We start from the raw sequence: 15,490 nt of genomic DNA, 5'->3' as shown, positions 1-15,490 counted from the left end.
TAAAACAATTTCACGTCTTTAGCTCCCTGCTCTTATGATGAAAATGCAATCAAGGAGGTTTCGTGACAATTGTTTTGAGCTACTACGGGAATCGCGAGTCTGATGCCGCGCTGGATCAGGCAGTACGTCTGGCATCCTGGATGCGGACATCATTGATGATTGTCGTCGCATCTCACGAGTGTGGGGGTGCCTTCGCTGATGAGAATTCGGCTGAGGCGCATCTATGGGAACGCTTAGACGGAACCGAGGTTTCTTTTAAAGTCATGCGTTGCCGACGTGATATGTCAATGGCCGAAACCGTACTTGATTGGGCGCGTAGGATCGACGCGGATATGATCGTCATTGGTTTGCGACCTGGTGGCTCGAAGAGTACAACGATCGGCAATACAGCGACTCAGATTTTGCTTGATGCTCCATGTCCAGTGATGACATCGTCGTGGCGTTTTGAGGATACGAGCGCCTAGTTTCACCCTTATTTACGCACTTTCATGCTGCGCTAGTGACGAAGGGATAGTTATAATTGTAGGCAGTCTGTCGCCGTCCAGTGGATTGGCGGCTCATCTGTCAACCCATGAAAGGGATTCGAGTGTCTCCATCTCGCGCTACCAGCGCCCGCGATACTGAAGATGAAGCCCCTGAAGTCAAGAAAGCAACGCGTACGCGTCGCTCGTCAAAGACTACATCGGTAGAAACCCAAGCGGAAGAGGCCGAAGCGCCAAAGAAGGCTGCGAAGGCGAAGAAGACTAAGAAGACCGCATCGACCGCCACCGATTCTGCCTCTGCAACGGAAGAGAAGGCTCCTGTTAAAAAGCGGGCAGCCAAAAAGGCTACTGCTTCAAAGAGCGCGAAGAATGAGGACGCTGCTGAAGTGGGACCCGAAAAGAAGCCACGGACAACGCGGAAGGCAGCAAAGAAAGCTGAAGAAAGCACTCCTGTAGAGGAAGCCGCTGCGCAGCCTGCGAAACGGACGCGGAAAAAGAAAGCTGAAAAGGTCGAAGAGATTCCTCAAGATTCTCATTCTGAACAGGTCGAGGATCTTGAAGAGGACCTCGTTGAAGAAGCTCAGCTTGAAGATGTCGAAGATATCGATACCGATGTCGACGACATTGAGGTAGATACCGATGATGCGGATGAAGATGACTCTGAGGATAAGGACTCTGATGATGCTTCGTCACAGGATCAGGATTCAAAGCCTCAGGCAGTAGCGGCTGTCCGTTCAAAGGGTGGTTTCGTGGTCTCTGATTCTGATGAGACCGATGAGCCGGTTCAACAGGTTACTGTCGCGGGTGCGACGGCTGACCCGGTTAAAGACTATCTCAAGCAGATCGGCAAGGTTTCGCTTCTTAACGCGGAACAAGAAGTTGACCTTGCCCGTCGAATCGAAGCTGGTCTGTATGCCGAAGAATTGTTGAAGACCACCTCCAATGATTTGAGTTCTCGCCAGCGGCGCGAGCTTCATATTCTTGCCCAGGACGGACAGCAGGCAAAGAACCACCTTCTCGAGGCGAATCTCCGTCTTGTTGTCTCGCTGGCAAAGCGCTACACCGGACGCGGAATGCAATTCTTGGATTTGATTCAGGAAGGCAACCTGGGCCTTATTCGTGCGGTTGAAAAGTTCGACTACACGAAGGGCTATAAGTTCTCGACCTACGCGACCTGGTGGATTCGTCAGGCGATTACGCGTGCGATGGCAGACCAAGCACGTACTATTCGTATCCCCGTCCACATGGTCGAAGTCATTAATAAGCTTGCTCGCGTCCAGCGTCAGATGCTTCAAGATCTCGGTCGTGAACCCACTCCTGAAGAGCTTGCTAAAGAACTGGACATGACTCCTGAAAAGGTTGTCGAGGTTCAAAAGTACGGACGTGAGCCGATTTCTCTGCATACTCCTCTGGGTGAGGATGGAGATAGCGAGTTCGGAGATCTGATCGAGGATTCTGAAGCTATTGTTCCTGCAGATGCTGTGTCTTTCACTCTGCTTCAAGAGCAGCTGCACCGAGTTCTCGACACCCTCTCTGAACGCGAAGCAGGCGTCGTTTCGATGCGTTTCGGTCTTGGAGATGGACAGCCTAAGACTCTTGATGAAATTGGCAAGGTCTACGGAGTGACGCGTGAACGTATCCGTCAGATTGAATCCAAGACGATGTCGAAGCTTCGTCATCCCTCTCGTTCGCAAGTCCTGCGTGACTATCTCGACTGAGAACTAGATACATGTGAGTGTGGCCGAAAACCTTCAGGTTTCCGGCCACACTCACATGTATATCAACTGATGTTCAATATCAGTCTTCGTCGCTTTCCTTCGGAATACCAAGGTTCTCGCGAATGTGATCGAAGAGCGACAGCGATGTTGCGATTGCGCAATTGACATGCTGGAGAAGCTGCGCATCGGTTGCGCCGTGCTCGTAATCAACATTGACCTCGGTCATGATGCGAAGAGGACCTGCTTCGCTGGGGGCATAAAATGCCTTCGGCCAGATGCGGTCGCGGTGCCAATCTTCGATGACACTTGCGAGTTCACCTTCGCGTTCAGCGGGGACCTCTTCGGCCATACGTGCGGTAACCTGCAAGATTTCCTGGTCCTGCCCCATGAAGAGGAAGAAGAACGGTGCGCCGTCCCAGCGGCCGCAAACGTCGTCGTCATCATCGCGGCCGTAGTACCAACCCTGGCCGTCGAAGATCTTTTCGATACGTTCCTTGGAGATGGGGCGTACTGAGTCGCCCGTTTCAGCGGAATCAAACCAACCCATAGTGACGTCCTTCCTCTCAGAGTCCCAGTGCCTTGGCAAGTTCGTTATAGAACTCTTGGCCAGTTCCCAGCGCGCACGCGATCTGTTGGTTCAGCTGTGCGTCGGTTGCACCGTGCTCCCAGTCGACCGAGTTCTCGCAGAAAATGCGAATCTCACCCTCGTCATTGATGCGATGGTAGGCCTTCGGCCAGAGCTTTTGGCGGTGCCATTCGCGGATGAACGCGCGGACCTCCTCAAGACGCTCGATCGGAATCGAGAGGTGCCACATGGACTGAATGTGCAGAATCTCCTGGTCCTTGCCGCGAAGCATGAAGTAGTAGGTGTCATCATCCCAGGTGCCGCCGAGATCGTTATCCGAATCGACGAAGTAGTGCCATCCGCGTTCTTTGAAAAGAGCGATGAGCCTTTCCTGAGAGATCGCCGGAGTCAGCGGAGCGCTCTCTTCCGGTTTTGGCCGTGAAAACAGACCCATGTGTATGTCCTCCTTGGAAGGGAAATTTCACCACAATGGTAAACGAATGTGATCTAAAAGTCAGCTCTGCTGGGTGGCAAACTCACGCTCATCAATGATGTCCAGAGCCTTTGGGGTAATTGCCTCGAGGTGCTTGTTCGCATGATGAGCACAGAAGTTGAGCGTCCCCGTAGCTAAAGTCACGCGAACCCACGCACGAGCACCGCATTGATCACAGCGATCCTGAGCAGTGAGGATAGGGGGAAGGGTCTGGCGTGAATTCTCAGTAGTTACGGTATTCATAGAATCTATAAGACCATGCCCTTGCTGTATTTCGCCAAGTTTTTCCGTCTTTTCTGCCAATGGCCGAAATTTTCGCTGGAAAGGGTCACAATTTTGCGCTTTCGGTGCGTAAATGCGTGATTAATTGATTGTCCTTCGTACACTATCGGGGTGAGTGAAACCCAAGCCTCAGACTATTCTGCGCGCCACCTCTCAGTCCTTGAAGGTCTGGAAGCTGTCCGCAAACGCCCTGGCATGTACATCGGTTCGACGGACCACCGTGGTCTCATGCACTGCCTGTGGGAAATTATTGATAATGCCGTTGATGAGGCCCTTGAGGGTTTCTGCGACACAATCGATGTTCGACTGCATCCTGATCACTCGGCTTCGGTTGCTGATAACGGTCGAGGTATTCCCGTCGATGAGGTGCCGGGGGTCGGTTTATCGGGTGTTGAGGTTGTCTTCACGAAGCTGCATGCTGGAGGAAAATTCGGTAGCGGTTCGTATGCTGCATCAGGTGGCCTTCACGGTGTTGGCGCTTCTGTTGTCAATGCTCTTTCTGCCCGGATGGATGTCGAGGTCGATCGTGGTGGGAAGACCTGGCAGATGTGTTTCAGGCGTGGCGAACCCGGCGAATTTGACGATTCTCGCCAGCGCACTCCAAATTCTCCTTTCACCCCCTTTACCGATGAATCTCGTTTGAAGACTGTCGGGAAAGTTGCGAAAAAGAAGACTGGTACGCGCGTACGTTTCTGGGCAGATTTCCAAATTTTCCCATCCGATGAGGGATTTACCTGGGAAACCTTGCTGGCGCGTGCACGTCAGACGGCTTTCTTGGTGCCCGGTCTAACGATTAATTGCTTTGATGAGCGCGGGGAAGAAGTCGTCCACGAATCATTCCGCTTTGATGGTGGCGTGGTTGACTTCGTCGATTGGCTTTCTAACGACGGTGCTGTTACTGACACCTGGCATATTCAGGGTGAAGGAACATTCACTGAGACTGTTCAAGCCTTGGATCCCGAAAGCGGGCATCTTCGTGCAGTTGAAACCGAGCGTATCTGTGAAGTTGATTGTGCCCTTCGTTGGGGGATCGGCTACGATGCGCAGCTGGAATCCTTCGTTAATATCATTGCGACCCCGAAGGGGGGAACGCATGTTGCGGGCTTTGAACAGGCGGTTTTGAAGGTACTGAGAAGCCAAGTTGATAAAAACGCGCGAAAGCTCAAGGTCGGCGCAAAAGATGGACGCCCTGAAAAGGACGATGTGCTTGCGGGGATGACAGCGGTTGTGACAGTTCGTTTTCCAGAGCCGCAATTCGAGGGCCAAACCAAGGAGATCTTAGGCACACCGCAGATTCGCACGGTTGTTGCGCGTGTTGTGGGGGATTGGCTCGAGAGTAAGTTTGCTTCGTCCAAGCGTGACGATAAGCAACAGACCAGTGCACTTCTTGAGAAGGTTGTCGGTGAGATGAAGGCGCGCGTCTCTGCGCGCATCCACAAAGAAATTTCCCGGCGGAAGAATGCACTTGAGACATCTTCGCTCCCCGCAAAACTTGCGGATTGCCGTTCTGAGGATGTTGAGCAGACGGAACTCTTTATTGTGGAGGGCGATTCTGCTCTTGGCACCGCAAAAGCTGCCAGAAACTCGCAATATCAGGCTCTTTTCCCGATTCGAGGAAAGATTTTAAATGTCCAGAAGGCATCAACTGCGGATATGTTGGCGAATGCGGAATGCGCGAACATTATCCAGGTGATCGGAGCGGGTTCTGGACGGACCTTCGATATTGAACAGGCACGGTATGGCAAGGTTATCTTGATGACTGATGCTGACGTGGATGGGGCGCACATTCGCACACTGCTCCTTACCTTGTTCTTCCGCTATATGCGACCGATGGTTGAAGCTGGTCGGGTCTATGCTGCGGTACCTCCCTTGCACCGTATTGAGGTAGCGGGTAAAGGACGCAAATCTCGTGAGTTTATTTATACGTATTCAGAAGAGGAACTTCACCGCCAGCTTGCCGCTCTTCGGAAGGCAGGTCGAACCTGGAAAGAACCTATCCAGCGGTACAAGGGCCTCGGCGAAATGGATGCCGATCAGCTAGCTGAGACGACAATGGATCGAGCCCATCGTGCACTTCGCCGAATCACTTTGGCTGATGAGGCTGCCTTGCGTCAGGCTGAAGATGTATTTGAACTCCTTATGGGACAAGTCGTTGGCCCTCGGCGCGACTTTATTGTTGAGGAAGCAGCAGGAATTGATCGCGAGCGCATTGACGCATAGGGTCAACGATCCGCTCAAGTGGGACTGAAGGCCCGTAATCCCGTAGAATATGTGCATGACTGGACTTGCGGAGCGTTTAAAACCGCCTGCGCTCGTCTCTTATCCAGGTTCTCATCTTGGTCTGCGTTGGCGCTCTCTGATCCCTTCGGATCTTGGGGCTGTTGCTGAGCTGATTCGTCAGGTTGAGAAAGAAGATGACGCGATTTTCAGGACCTCGTCGAAAGAAATCGCTGACCTGGCATTAGGACAGTGCGGTGCTGCACCCCTCGAAGTAATCGTGGGGATTGCCCAGGACCAAGGTATTGTCGCTCTTGGTTCTGTGAAGATTCTGGCCAGCCTAACCGAGGCCGCGGTAGCGATTGTTAACGCGGTGATTCACCCATCATGGCGAGGCCGTGGTGTTGGCCGTTCTCTGCTTCACTGGCAGGACGGGCGTGCACGCCAGATGCTTGTTGAGTATTTTGGTGCGGACTGTGAACTTCCAGCGTCTATCGCAAACTGGGTCGACGGTCATATGACCGATCGTCGTCGCTTGTATATCGCTGCAGGTTTTTATGCGAAGCACATGTTCCAAGTGATGTATCGCGATCTAGAGGGCTCAGAGAGCCGCGGTGGGGTACCTGAGGGGCTACATATTGTGCCTATGAGTGAGGTTTCTTTCTCTAAGCTTCATCGTGTACATTCCGAAGTTTTTGCGGATCACCCCCTCACCGAAGCTAGAGATTTTTGGTGGGAGCGTGCACTCGAAGATTACGAAGATCGCTGGTCTTTTGTTGCTCTGAGTGATGATGGTGAAATTGCTGGCTACTGCATGTCTGCTCGTCCCGCAGAAAGCTGGATTGCCCACGGTCGTCTTGAGGCTTATATCAATACCATTGGTGTTGCGCCAGCATATCGAGGAAACGGTGTAGCCTCGGCAATGGTCTCCGCCGCGACGCACGCTGCTGCCCAAGACGGGATGAGCCGTATTGGGATTGATGCGGATATTAAGAGCCCCACACATGCGCAAGCCGTATATGAACACCTGGGATTCCTCAACGACCGTACACGTGTCTTTTACAGTATTGATCAGTAGGGCGCGTACTCATCAATGGCTTTGTATCAAGTAGATAGGGGAGTCGAGGCCTATCCTCCTTTCCCTCAGGAACACCACGGGATCGTCTGGCGTCAGCTGGACCCTCGTGACTTTCATGCCCTGAGCGCCCTATTCGCGCGAATGGAGGCAAGGGATAATCCTCCCTATCGCACAGCGTTGGTAGAAGTTGAGGAAATGCTCTCACCGGCCTCGTCATGGTGGGGGATTGCGGCTTTTGCGACGAAAGGAATCGCGCAGGGAAGGATGGTCGCCTTCGCTCAGACACGATTGCGCTTTTCTGAGCGTATTGAATGTGTCTGTCAAGGCGGAGTTGACCCCGATTTTCGCAGAATCGGTTTAGGCAGTTCTTTGCTTGAATGGCAAATTGCCGCTGCTCGTTCAATGCTTGAGCGAAATGAAGATAATGGCCAGCGCGCGATCGTGAGCTTTGTCGAAAATTGGCAGGACGAACTTGAGAATGCGCTCAAGGCTCGGGGCTTCCATTGGGAACGTACCTATTACGACCTACGGGCAAAACTCGACCCGCTTCCGCAAGCACCTTCACTCGGTTCGTATATCACGATCGAACAGTGGAGCCCTTCATGGGATGATGAGTTGCGACGCGCGGCAAACCTTATCGCACAACAGCAAGGCCGAGCTGCTCTTACTGAAGAGCAATGGGCGATGGGACGTAGCTCTTTTGCTCCCGAATGGTCCTATATCGCGGTGGATCGGCGCTCTGATCGCCCGCGGATCGCAGGTTTTACGCTTGTTTCAAAGTACGAGCAAGATTGGCCTGCGCTGGGGTGGAAAGAAGGCTATATCGACCATATCGGCGTCGGAGACGAGTGGAGGAATACCCCGGTTCTTGATGCCTTAGTGGTTTCCTCGATGCACGCACAGGCACGAGACGGGATGAACCTTATCGCAACGGGCATTGCTCAAACTGAAGGTTCTGCAACGCTATCGGTTTTTGAATACCTGGGTTTTCGAGTCGTTGGTCAGCAGCGACTTTACGCAATAGATATCCCGGATATCTCTTTAGCCTGAACCTTTGAGATATCCGGGATCACTGAGAACTCTATTGTTAGAGGACCTTTGAGAAGAACTCCTGAGTACGGGGATTTTGTGGGTTCACGATGACGTCCTCGGGGCTTCCTTCTTCGACGATCGTTCCACCGTCCATGAAGACGACGTGATCAGCCACCTCACGCGCAAAACCAACCTCATGGGTAACGACAACCATCGTCATTCCTGCCTTTGCGAGATCCTGCATGACGCTCAGGACTTCGCCGACGAGTTCGGGATCTAGGGCAGAAGTGGGTTCGTCAAAGAGCATGAGTTCGGGTTTCATCGCTAAGGCACGAGCAATTGCCACTCGCTGCTGCTGGCCACCAGAAAGCTGCGAGGGGTAATGGTTAAGGCGCTCTCCCAAACCAACTAATTCCAAGTACTCCTGGGCGTCCCGTGCAACTTCCGCCTTAGGACGCCCCAAGACCTGAATCGGGCCTTCCATAACATTCTCTAAAGCAGTCATGTGCGGGAAGAGGTTGAAACGTTGGAAAACCATACCGATTTGTGAGCGCTGACTGGCGATTTGCTTGTCCGTTAGGTCGTGCAGTACCCCCGTTGATGGGTCTTTTCGGTATCCCAAGAGCTCACCATCAATGAAGATTTCGCCCGCAGAGATTGTCTCTAGCTGGTTAAGACAACGCAGCAGCGTTGACTTACCTGAACCTGACGGACCCATGATCACGCAGACCTCACCGTTGGCGATATCGAGATCTATCCCGCGTAGGACGTGGAGGTCACCGAAAAACTTATGGACTCCGCGGATTTGAATGAGCGCAGACTGATCTGTCATGGTGTTACCTCAATGAAAGTCGTATCTACAGACTGAGTGTCAGGATTAAATCCTTTGCCGAAGTAAGCTTCGATGTGGCTCTGGATCCACATGAGGATACTGGTGACAACCAAGTACAAGATTGCAGCTGCAATAAGCAAAGGAATTGGCTGGAATAGTTCTTGTCCCTTTTGGTTTGCGACGAAGGTTAGCTCAAGAGTGTAGGGGATTGCACTGACCAGAGAAGTGGTCTTGAGCATTGAGATCGTCTCGTTGCCAATGGGCGGGACAATCACTCTCATAGCTTGAGGCAAGATAATCCGACGGAAAATCTTCCCGCGAGACATTCCCAGTGCTGTTGCCGCTTCCCATTGCCCTTTATCCACCGAGAGCAGCCCCGCACGGATAATTTCGGCAAGGTAGGCGCCTTCATTGAGGCCGAGACCGATAAATGCCATCCAAAATGGAGTGAACCACACACGCGTCTCGAAGGAGAAGCCGAATTCTGTTCCTGGAATTCCCAAGCTAATTGTCCGGTAGAGAGTCGGTAGTAGTGACCAGAAAATCAGCTGCGTATAAATAGGCGTTCCGCGGAAGAACCAAATATAGGCGGAAGCTACACCGCGCAAAACAGGGTTTATCGACTGGCGCATGATCGCCATGGTGATGGCAAGCACCGTACCAAGCGCCATGGATAAAACCGTCAAGACGATCGTCATCATCAGGCCGGTGATGATCATTTTTGAAAAGAGCCATTTCCACACCACATCCCACCTAAATTGAGGGTTCGTGATAAGGATGTAGGCCAATCCCAATGCCAAGAGTCCAACGATAAATGCGCTGATCCAACGACCTAGGTGGAAGACAGGTCGGGACTGGATCAACTCAACCCCGTCTTTGGTCTTTTCGGACATAACGTGAATTCCTTAAAGATACTAGCGAGGAAATATCAGACCTGAGGGTTAATTTCTGCGGTCTTGAGTGCGCCTTGGTTTGATCCGTAGGTTGCGAGGATCTTCTCAACGTATCCGTTGTCCATCAGGTACTGAACAGCTGCCTGAACGGCCTTCGTGAGTTGCTCGTTATCCTTAGGGACGATGATTCCCTGTGGTGCAGATTCAACGACGTCTCCGACCTGTTCGAGGGAACCATTAGATTGCTCAATGGTGTAGCCAATAACGGGGGAGTCAGCAAGGGTTGCATCATACTGGCCGCTTGCGACACGTACCGCAATGTCAGTTTGAAGGTCGTGAGGCATGATCTTCACAGCCTTTTCACCCTTAGCGGTGCAGTCATTAGAGAGCTGAGTGATGTAGTCGAATTGGAAGGTTCCATTCTGGACACCAACAGTTGTTCCACATACGTGCGCTGGATCGAAGTTCTTGGGATTACCCTTTGCAACTGCGAAGGCAGTACCAGTTTCGATAAAGCTGACCATATTGACTTCTTTCTCGCGGTCAGCAGTGATCGTGAAGCCAGAAATACCGATATCGAACTTCGAACCAAGCGAAGGAATAATTGTTGCGAATTCTGCGTGCTCTGTGGTTGCGCCTTTCAGACCCATGACACGCGCGATCGCATCGGCCATATTGACGTCATAACCGGTGGGGGTGGTGCCATCCGACTTGAAGAACTCGGCCGGTGCATAGTCGATTGATGCACCGTTCTTCAGCACTCCCGCTTTCTTGATGGACTCAGGAACCAATGCCTCAATTTCTGGGACAGCTTGGATCGATGAGGTATCGAAACTGAGATCCGCTGTCTGAGAGCTGGATGCTGAACCATCTGCTGACGGCTTTTCATCAGGGTTTGAACAAGCTGCGATACCTGCTGCGCTCAGCACCAGAATGGATGGAATTGCAATAAGTTTTGTGTTCATGACGTCTCTCCTTGAGTTCTGATGAAATAAGCATACATCAGAATGTATATTATGCATAAATTGGTTGCGAGTGAGTCCTTGCACAAAAATTGAGGCCTGTGAACAATTTGGTTCACAGGCCTCAAATGAAAGATCAGCGTCCGCGTAGTGCGCGCCGGTTGGGACGCATCCGGGTTGGATCAATTCCCTTGGGGATCGGTGCAGACGTGCGGTCCAGGGCGCTCAGGCGCTGGTTGACCAGCGGAACTTCATCACGAGTAAGCGTCTTTTTGAGTGAGCGAAGTTCGCGTTGAAGCTTTGCTAAGCGAACCTGTCCCTCTTCAGTACCAACCTGAATGGTGGTAACGGTGACGTTGCGCATGATTCGCTGCGCCTTCTTGCGCTCCTGGTCGAGTAGGGCGCGAACGCGGGAACTGGGGCCTTCGGAAATAAGTACAATGCCCGGCCGGCCGATAAGACGCCAGACAAGATCCTGTTCGGGATTTGCAGCAATTGGCTGTTGACTGGCAATCCAGCCGCTGCGGATCCGGCTAATCACCATGTATACCTGGCCAACGGTTCCTTCGACCTGGGCGTACGTTGCGCGGTCGGTAAGAGTTGACAAGATGATCGTCGAGATCAAAACACCGATGAGCAGGCCCAAGAGAATGAGTGAGAACCAGCTACCGTGGATAAGTGCCGCAGCTAGAACTCCAAGTGCAGTTGCGATGACCGTAACACCGATCATCAGCCAGCCGATCCAAGGATAGGTACGTGCGGCAATTCGGTAAGCGTCCATCAGATTGTGATAGAAGCGCCGTTTTTTCTGGGGTGTGCTGTTTTCGCTCATAACGGGTCCATCTTAGCGGTTTTTTCGTCTCTCACAGAATGTGAAAGGGGGTGTGGGGATCATTTGATCTCCACACCCCGATTCGGTCCGCAATCTCAGCGAGTTGCAGCGGCCAAAGGGACCTCTGCATCGGGTTCATGCGTGATGCGGTTACGCAGGTCGCGGCGAACGATTTCGATCGACCACATCCACACAATGTGCCCCAGTGCTTCTGAGAAGTGCTCAGCCCAACTCTGTCCGCCTTCAACCCAAGGGAAGGGGGGTGGGACTGTACCCATGAGAGGCATCAGGATGAGGTGGAATCCGATCCAGACAAGCAGACCGAATGCGGCACCTTGCCAGAGCTTAATTCCAGGGAAATATTCCGCGACGATGCAGTAGAAGAGTGCAAAGACGATCGCGAAGGAGAAGTGGATGATAAAAGAATAAATCGGCAGGTTATCGTTTCCGTTGAAAGAAACTGTTGTGTGAACCTGGTCGGAGGTCATCCCGAGCTGCTCGAGGAGCATCTGTGGCGGGTTTGTTGCGTTGCGCTCGGGAGTACGAGGCGGGAAAGGAACTTCCCATCCGAACTTGACGATTGCGGAAAAGAGGCCGCCAATCACGCCGACAACTGTAGCTGCGCCAATGCGACGGCGTTTGGGATCAGTTTTTTTAAAAAGGTTTTTGAACATCTTCAGGCATTTCTGTCGATACTGCAGAGTATGAATACCGAGGACGTCGCGAGGCGACACGACCTCGTGTATCGGTTGACAGTCTCTCACCTTTGAACGTAGATCGCCAGATTGTCGTTGGGTTTGTGACAAGGTGAAATAAAAGTGGTGGGCAAGCCGAGGCTTGCCCACCACAGTAATGAGATCAGAGAAGTCTACAGGCCGAGTTCTGACTCGAATGCAGCTTCCTCGAGTCGACGCTTCACGTCCATGAGGAAACGGGAGGCGTCTGCACCATCAACCAGACGGTGATCGTAGGACAGCGAGAGATAAACCATCGAACGGATTGCGATCGAATCGTTGCCGAGTTCGTCCTTGACGACCACCGGGCGCTTGACGATCGTACCCACGCCCATGATTGCAGTTTCCGGCATGTTGAGCACAGGAGTATCGAAAAGTGCGCCACCCGAACCGGTGTTCGTGATGGTGAAGGTTGAACCCGAAAGCTCGTCAGCACCGATCGTAGCCGAACGCGTACGTGCAGCAAGATCGTTGATTGAACGCGAAACATCGGCGATTGACATTCCCTGGGCGTTCTTGATGACCGGGACTAGCAGGCCGCGCTCCGTGTCTACCGCGATGCCAATGTTCTCGTGATCGAAGTACGTTACTTCCTTGTCATTAATCGTTGCGTTCACCTTGGGGTGGAAGCGTAGTGCTTCAGTCGCAGCCTTGACGAAGAAGGGGAGGAATGTCAGCTTAGTGTTCTCGCGCTGAACAAATGCGTCCTTTGCGCGTGCACGCAGAGCGGCAATCTTTGTAACGTCCACTTCAATGACGGTGGTGAGCTGGGCAGCGGTTGCGAGTGATTCGACCATGCGACGGGCGATGGTCTGGCGCAAACGCGACATCTTCTCAGTGGTTCCGCGAAGCGGTGATGCCTCGCGGCCGGAGAAGACGTTGTCGCCAGGAGCTGCCGCGGTGGCAGGCTGAGGTGCTGCGTTTGCTGCGCTTGCTGCGGGAGCTGCAGGAGCTTGCGCTGCCTGACGTGCCTTGATTGCTGCCTCGACATCCTCGCGGCGAATTCGGCCGCCGATCCCGGTGCCGGCCACCTCTGCAAGCTCAATTCCTGCCTCGCGCGCAAGCTTGCGGACGATAGGCGTCACATAACCGGTTTGGGAAACCTGAGCGGGAGTAGGCGTAGAAGACTGGGCCAGCTGACCAGTTTCTGCAGTCTGAGCCAGGGATGCGGGAGTCGGGAAGGGGTTCACCGGTGCCGCGGGAGCCGGTGCAGGAGCCTGAGGTGCTGGGGAAGCGGAAACAGGTGCCTGCTGAGCCGGAGCCGCGGGTGCTGCTGCAGGGGCAGCAGGTGCCGCAGGCTCGCTGGGGACAGCCGAAGGAGCCTGAGCAGTAATCACTGCAAGGACAGTGCCAACTTCAACGGTCTCATCTTCCGGTACGCGAATTTCTGCGAGGAATCCTGAAGCGGGAGAGGGAACTTCGGAGTCCACCTTATCGGTCGAAACTTCAACCAGGGGTTCATCGGTTTCAACCGCGTCGCCAACAGACTTCAGCCAGGTGGTAACGGTTCCTTCTGTTACCGATTCACCAAGCGCAGGCATGATGACCTCGGTTCCGCTTACCGGTGCCGAGGCCGGCGCAGGAGCAGCGGGCGCGGGTTGCGTCTCGGGAGCGGGCGCCGGTGCAGGTGCGCTTTCCTGTGCTGGAGCAGGGGCGTCTTGCGGGGCCTCGGAAGCATCACCAATGAGGGCCAGCTGCGTGCCGACCTCAACGGTTTCGTCTTCGGGAACAAGAATCTGAAGAAGCACGCCTGCCACGGGGGAGGGGACTTCAGAGTCGACCTTGTCGGTGGAAACTTCGACTAAGGGCTCATCGAGCGCGACGGTATCGCCCACTGACTTGAGCCAGGTAGTCACGGTGCCTTCGGTCACCGACTCGCCCAGAGCGGGCATGATCACTGCGGTTGCCATGTTCAATCTCCTTGTCGGTGACAGGTTAGTTGTGTGCGTGGAGAGGCTTGCCGGCCAAAGCCATGGCTGCCTCGCCGATAGCTTCATTTTGTGTCGGGTGAGCGTGGATGAGTGCTGCAAGATCCTCTGGGTAGGCTTCCCAGTTGACCATGAGCTCTCCTTCGCCAACCTGCTCGCCAATGCGCGTACCAATACCGTGGAATCCGACGATGGGTCCATCTTCTACGGAAACAAGCTTAATGAAGCCCGTTGCTCCAAGGATATTAGACTTTCCGTTGCCCGCAAGGTTGTATTCGACCGTGCGGACCTTGTCACCGTACTTTTCGCGTGCCTGCTTCTCAGTCAGACCGACAGAAGCGATTTCGGGTTCGCAGAAGGTCACTCGTGGAATTCCGGACTCGTCCATCATCGTGGGGGAGAGGCCGGCGATTTCTTCCGCCACAAAAATGCCCTGCAGGAAGCCGCGATGTGCAAGTTGAAGTCCGGGAACGATATCTCCGACTGCGTAGATGTTGCCCACACCGGTGTGCAGTCGCTCATTGGTGAGAACAAAGCCACGCTCCATCTTGATACCGGCTTCTTCGTATCCCAATCCTTCGGTGACAGGGCCGCGTCCAACTGCAACCAGGAGAACATCGGCATCGAAGGTCTTGCCATCTTCTGTTGCGACGTGAACACCGGAGTCGTCCTGAGTTGCGCTGGCGAAACGGGTATTGGTGTGGAAAGCGATGCCGCGCTTGCGGAATGAACGCTCGAGGTGCTTGGAAACTGCCTCGTCTTCGTTATTTGCAAGGTGAGGGAGCGCCTCGATGATTGTGACTTCTGCGCCGAAAGAACGCCAGACGGAAGCAAACTCTAGGCCAATGACTCCGCCGCCCAATACGACAGCCTTCTGAGGTACCCATTCCATTTGGAGGGCCTGATCAGAGGTGATGATGCGGCCCGAAATATCCAAACCTGGAATTGAACGAGAATAAGAACCCGTTGCAAGAATGATGTTGCGGCCAACGATGCGCTGTCCGCCTACCTCGATGGTGTCAGGTGCAGCCAAGCGACCCCATCCCTGGATGATGTCTACGCCGCGAGACGAAAGCAGGCCCTGTACGCCTCGGTACAACTTATTAATAATGGAATCGCGATACTGACCGACCTTTGTCATATCGATTCCCTGGAAGCTTGCCTGGATGCCGAAAGTATCGGATTCGCGGACGGTGTCAGCAGTCTCTGCTGCGTGCAGGTAAGCCTTGGTCGGGATGCAGCCACGGTGGAGGCAGGTTCCACCAACCTTGTCACCTTCGATAAGGGCTACTTTCAATCCCAGCTGGGAGGCGCGTAAAGCCGCGGCATAGCCACCTGAACCCGCACCCAGAATGACGAGGTCGTATACAGACTCGCTCACGTGTTCCACTCCTTGATAATGAAGAGAACGGACCTTCAATGTCCGACTTAGGTCCCATTCT

General features: G+C 53.5%; 15 protein-coding genes. 5 read left to right on the top strand and 10 right to left on the bottom strand.

The genetic code is table 11. From position 1 onward, the window contains the following. Window positions 1–62: 62 nt before the first annotated feature. Both RW023_RS04955 and RW023_RS04950 read left to right on the top strand, forming a co-directional pair. Window positions 63–464 (top strand): universal stress protein, encoded by a 402-nt coding sequence (locus tag RW023_RS04955; protein ID WP_315580154.1) that lies wholly within the window; start codon window positions 63–65, stop codon window positions 462–464. A gap of 107 nt (window positions 465–571) precedes the next feature. Next, on the top strand, window positions 572–2,200 hold the full coding sequence (locus RW023_RS04950) for an RNA polymerase sigma factor (RefSeq protein ID WP_315580153.1): 1,629 nt from the start codon (window positions 572–574) through the stop codon (window positions 2,198–2,200). Between the two features lie 79 nt (window positions 2,201–2,279). On the opposite strand, the gene RW023_RS04945 is transcribed toward RW023_RS04950, so the two are convergent. The 3 genes from RW023_RS04945 to RW023_RS04935 are packed head-to-tail and all read right to left on the bottom strand — an operon-like array spanning window position 2,280 to window position 3,501. Next, window positions 2,280–2,747, bottom strand: a complete 468-nt coding sequence (locus RW023_RS04945; RefSeq protein ID WP_315580152.1) for a YbjN domain-containing protein — start codon at window positions 2,745–2,747, stop codon at window positions 2,280–2,282. Window positions 2,748–2,763: 16 nt separating this feature from the next. Next, window positions 2,764–3,219: a YbjN domain-containing protein gene (locus RW023_RS04940; protein ID WP_009409333.1), complete on the bottom strand. Its 456-nt coding sequence runs from the start codon at window positions 3,217–3,219 to the stop codon at window positions 2,764–2,766. Window positions 3,220–3,279: 60 nt separating this feature from the next. Beyond that, on the bottom strand, window positions 3,280–3,501 hold the full coding sequence (locus tag RW023_RS04935) for a hypothetical protein (protein ID WP_315580151.1): 222 nt from the start codon (window positions 3,499–3,501) through the stop codon (window positions 3,280–3,282). 150 nt (window positions 3,502–3,651) lie between these two features. On the opposite strand from RW023_RS04935, the gene RW023_RS04930 reads away from it, so the two are divergent. From RW023_RS04930 to RW023_RS04920, 3 genes are read left to right on the top strand one after another with little or no spacing between them, the layout of a single operon-like run. After that, window positions 3,652–5,760 carry a DNA topoisomerase IV subunit B gene (locus tag RW023_RS04930; RefSeq protein WP_315580150.1) on the top strand — a complete coding sequence of 703 codons (2,109 nt, stop codon included), beginning with the start codon at window positions 3,652–3,654 and terminating at the stop codon, window positions 5,758–5,760. Window positions 5,761–5,815: 55 nt separating this feature from the next. Next, complete coding sequence (locus tag RW023_RS04925; protein ID WP_315580149.1) at window positions 5,816–6,835, top strand: GNAT family N-acetyltransferase; 1,020 nt, start codon at window positions 5,816–5,818, stop codon at window positions 6,833–6,835. A 15-nt stretch (window positions 6,836–6,850) separates the two neighbouring features. Continuing rightward, window positions 6,851–7,885 carry a GNAT family N-acetyltransferase gene (locus RW023_RS04920; RefSeq protein WP_315580148.1) on the top strand — a complete coding sequence of 345 codons (1,035 nt, stop codon included), beginning with the start codon at window positions 6,851–6,853 and terminating at the stop codon, window positions 7,883–7,885. Window positions 7,886–7,922: 37 nt separating this feature from the next. On the opposite strand, the gene RW023_RS04915 is transcribed toward RW023_RS04920, so the two are convergent. From RW023_RS04915 to lpdA, 7 genes are all read right to left on the bottom strand, one after another. Beyond that, window positions 7,923–8,699 (bottom strand): amino acid ABC transporter ATP-binding protein, encoded by a 777-nt coding sequence (locus tag RW023_RS04915; RefSeq protein ID WP_315580147.1) that lies wholly within the window; start codon window positions 8,697–8,699, stop codon window positions 7,923–7,925. After that, complete coding sequence (locus tag RW023_RS04910; protein WP_315580146.1) at window positions 8,696–9,592, bottom strand: amino acid ABC transporter permease; 897 nt, start codon at window positions 9,590–9,592, stop codon at window positions 8,696–8,698. The genes RW023_RS04915 and RW023_RS04910 overlap by 4 nt, the downstream gene beginning before the upstream one ends. Window positions 9,593–9,627: 35 nt before the next feature. Further along, window positions 9,628–10,557 carry an ABC transporter substrate-binding protein gene (locus RW023_RS04905; RefSeq protein ID WP_315580145.1) on the bottom strand — a complete coding sequence of 310 codons (930 nt, stop codon included), beginning with the start codon at window positions 10,555–10,557 and terminating at the stop codon, window positions 9,628–9,630. A gap of 133 nt (window positions 10,558–10,690) precedes the next feature. Continuing rightward, window positions 10,691–11,386 (bottom strand): DUF4191 domain-containing protein, encoded by a 696-nt coding sequence (locus tag RW023_RS04900; protein WP_315580144.1) that lies wholly within the window; start codon window positions 11,384–11,386, stop codon window positions 10,691–10,693. 95 nt (window positions 11,387–11,481) lie between these two features. After that, window positions 11,482–12,060 (bottom strand): YagU family protein, encoded by a 579-nt coding sequence (locus RW023_RS04895; RefSeq protein ID WP_315580143.1) that lies wholly within the window; start codon window positions 12,058–12,060, stop codon window positions 11,482–11,484. A 194-nt stretch (window positions 12,061–12,254) separates the two neighbouring features. Next, a complete protein-coding gene (gene sucB / locus RW023_RS04890; RefSeq protein ID WP_315580142.1) occupies window positions 12,255–14,030 on the bottom strand; it encodes a 2-oxoglutarate dehydrogenase, E2 component, dihydrolipoamide succinyltransferase in 1,776 nt (591 codons plus the stop codon). Window positions 14,031–14,055: 25 nt separating this feature from the next. After that, window positions 14,056–15,429 carry a dihydrolipoyl dehydrogenase gene (lpdA, locus tag RW023_RS04885; protein WP_315580141.1) on the bottom strand — a complete coding sequence of 458 codons (1,374 nt, stop codon included), beginning with the start codon at window positions 15,427–15,429 and terminating at the stop codon, window positions 14,056–14,058. Window positions 15,430–15,490: the final 61 nt, after the last annotated feature.

Origin of the sequence: uncultured Actinomyces sp., from assembly GCF_963542285.1 — a bacterium.
In the GTDB taxonomy this organism is placed as follows: domain Bacteria; phylum Actinomycetota; class Actinomycetes; order Actinomycetales; family Actinomycetaceae; genus Pauljensenia.
This window is presented reverse-complemented; position numbering and strand designations above follow the sequence as displayed.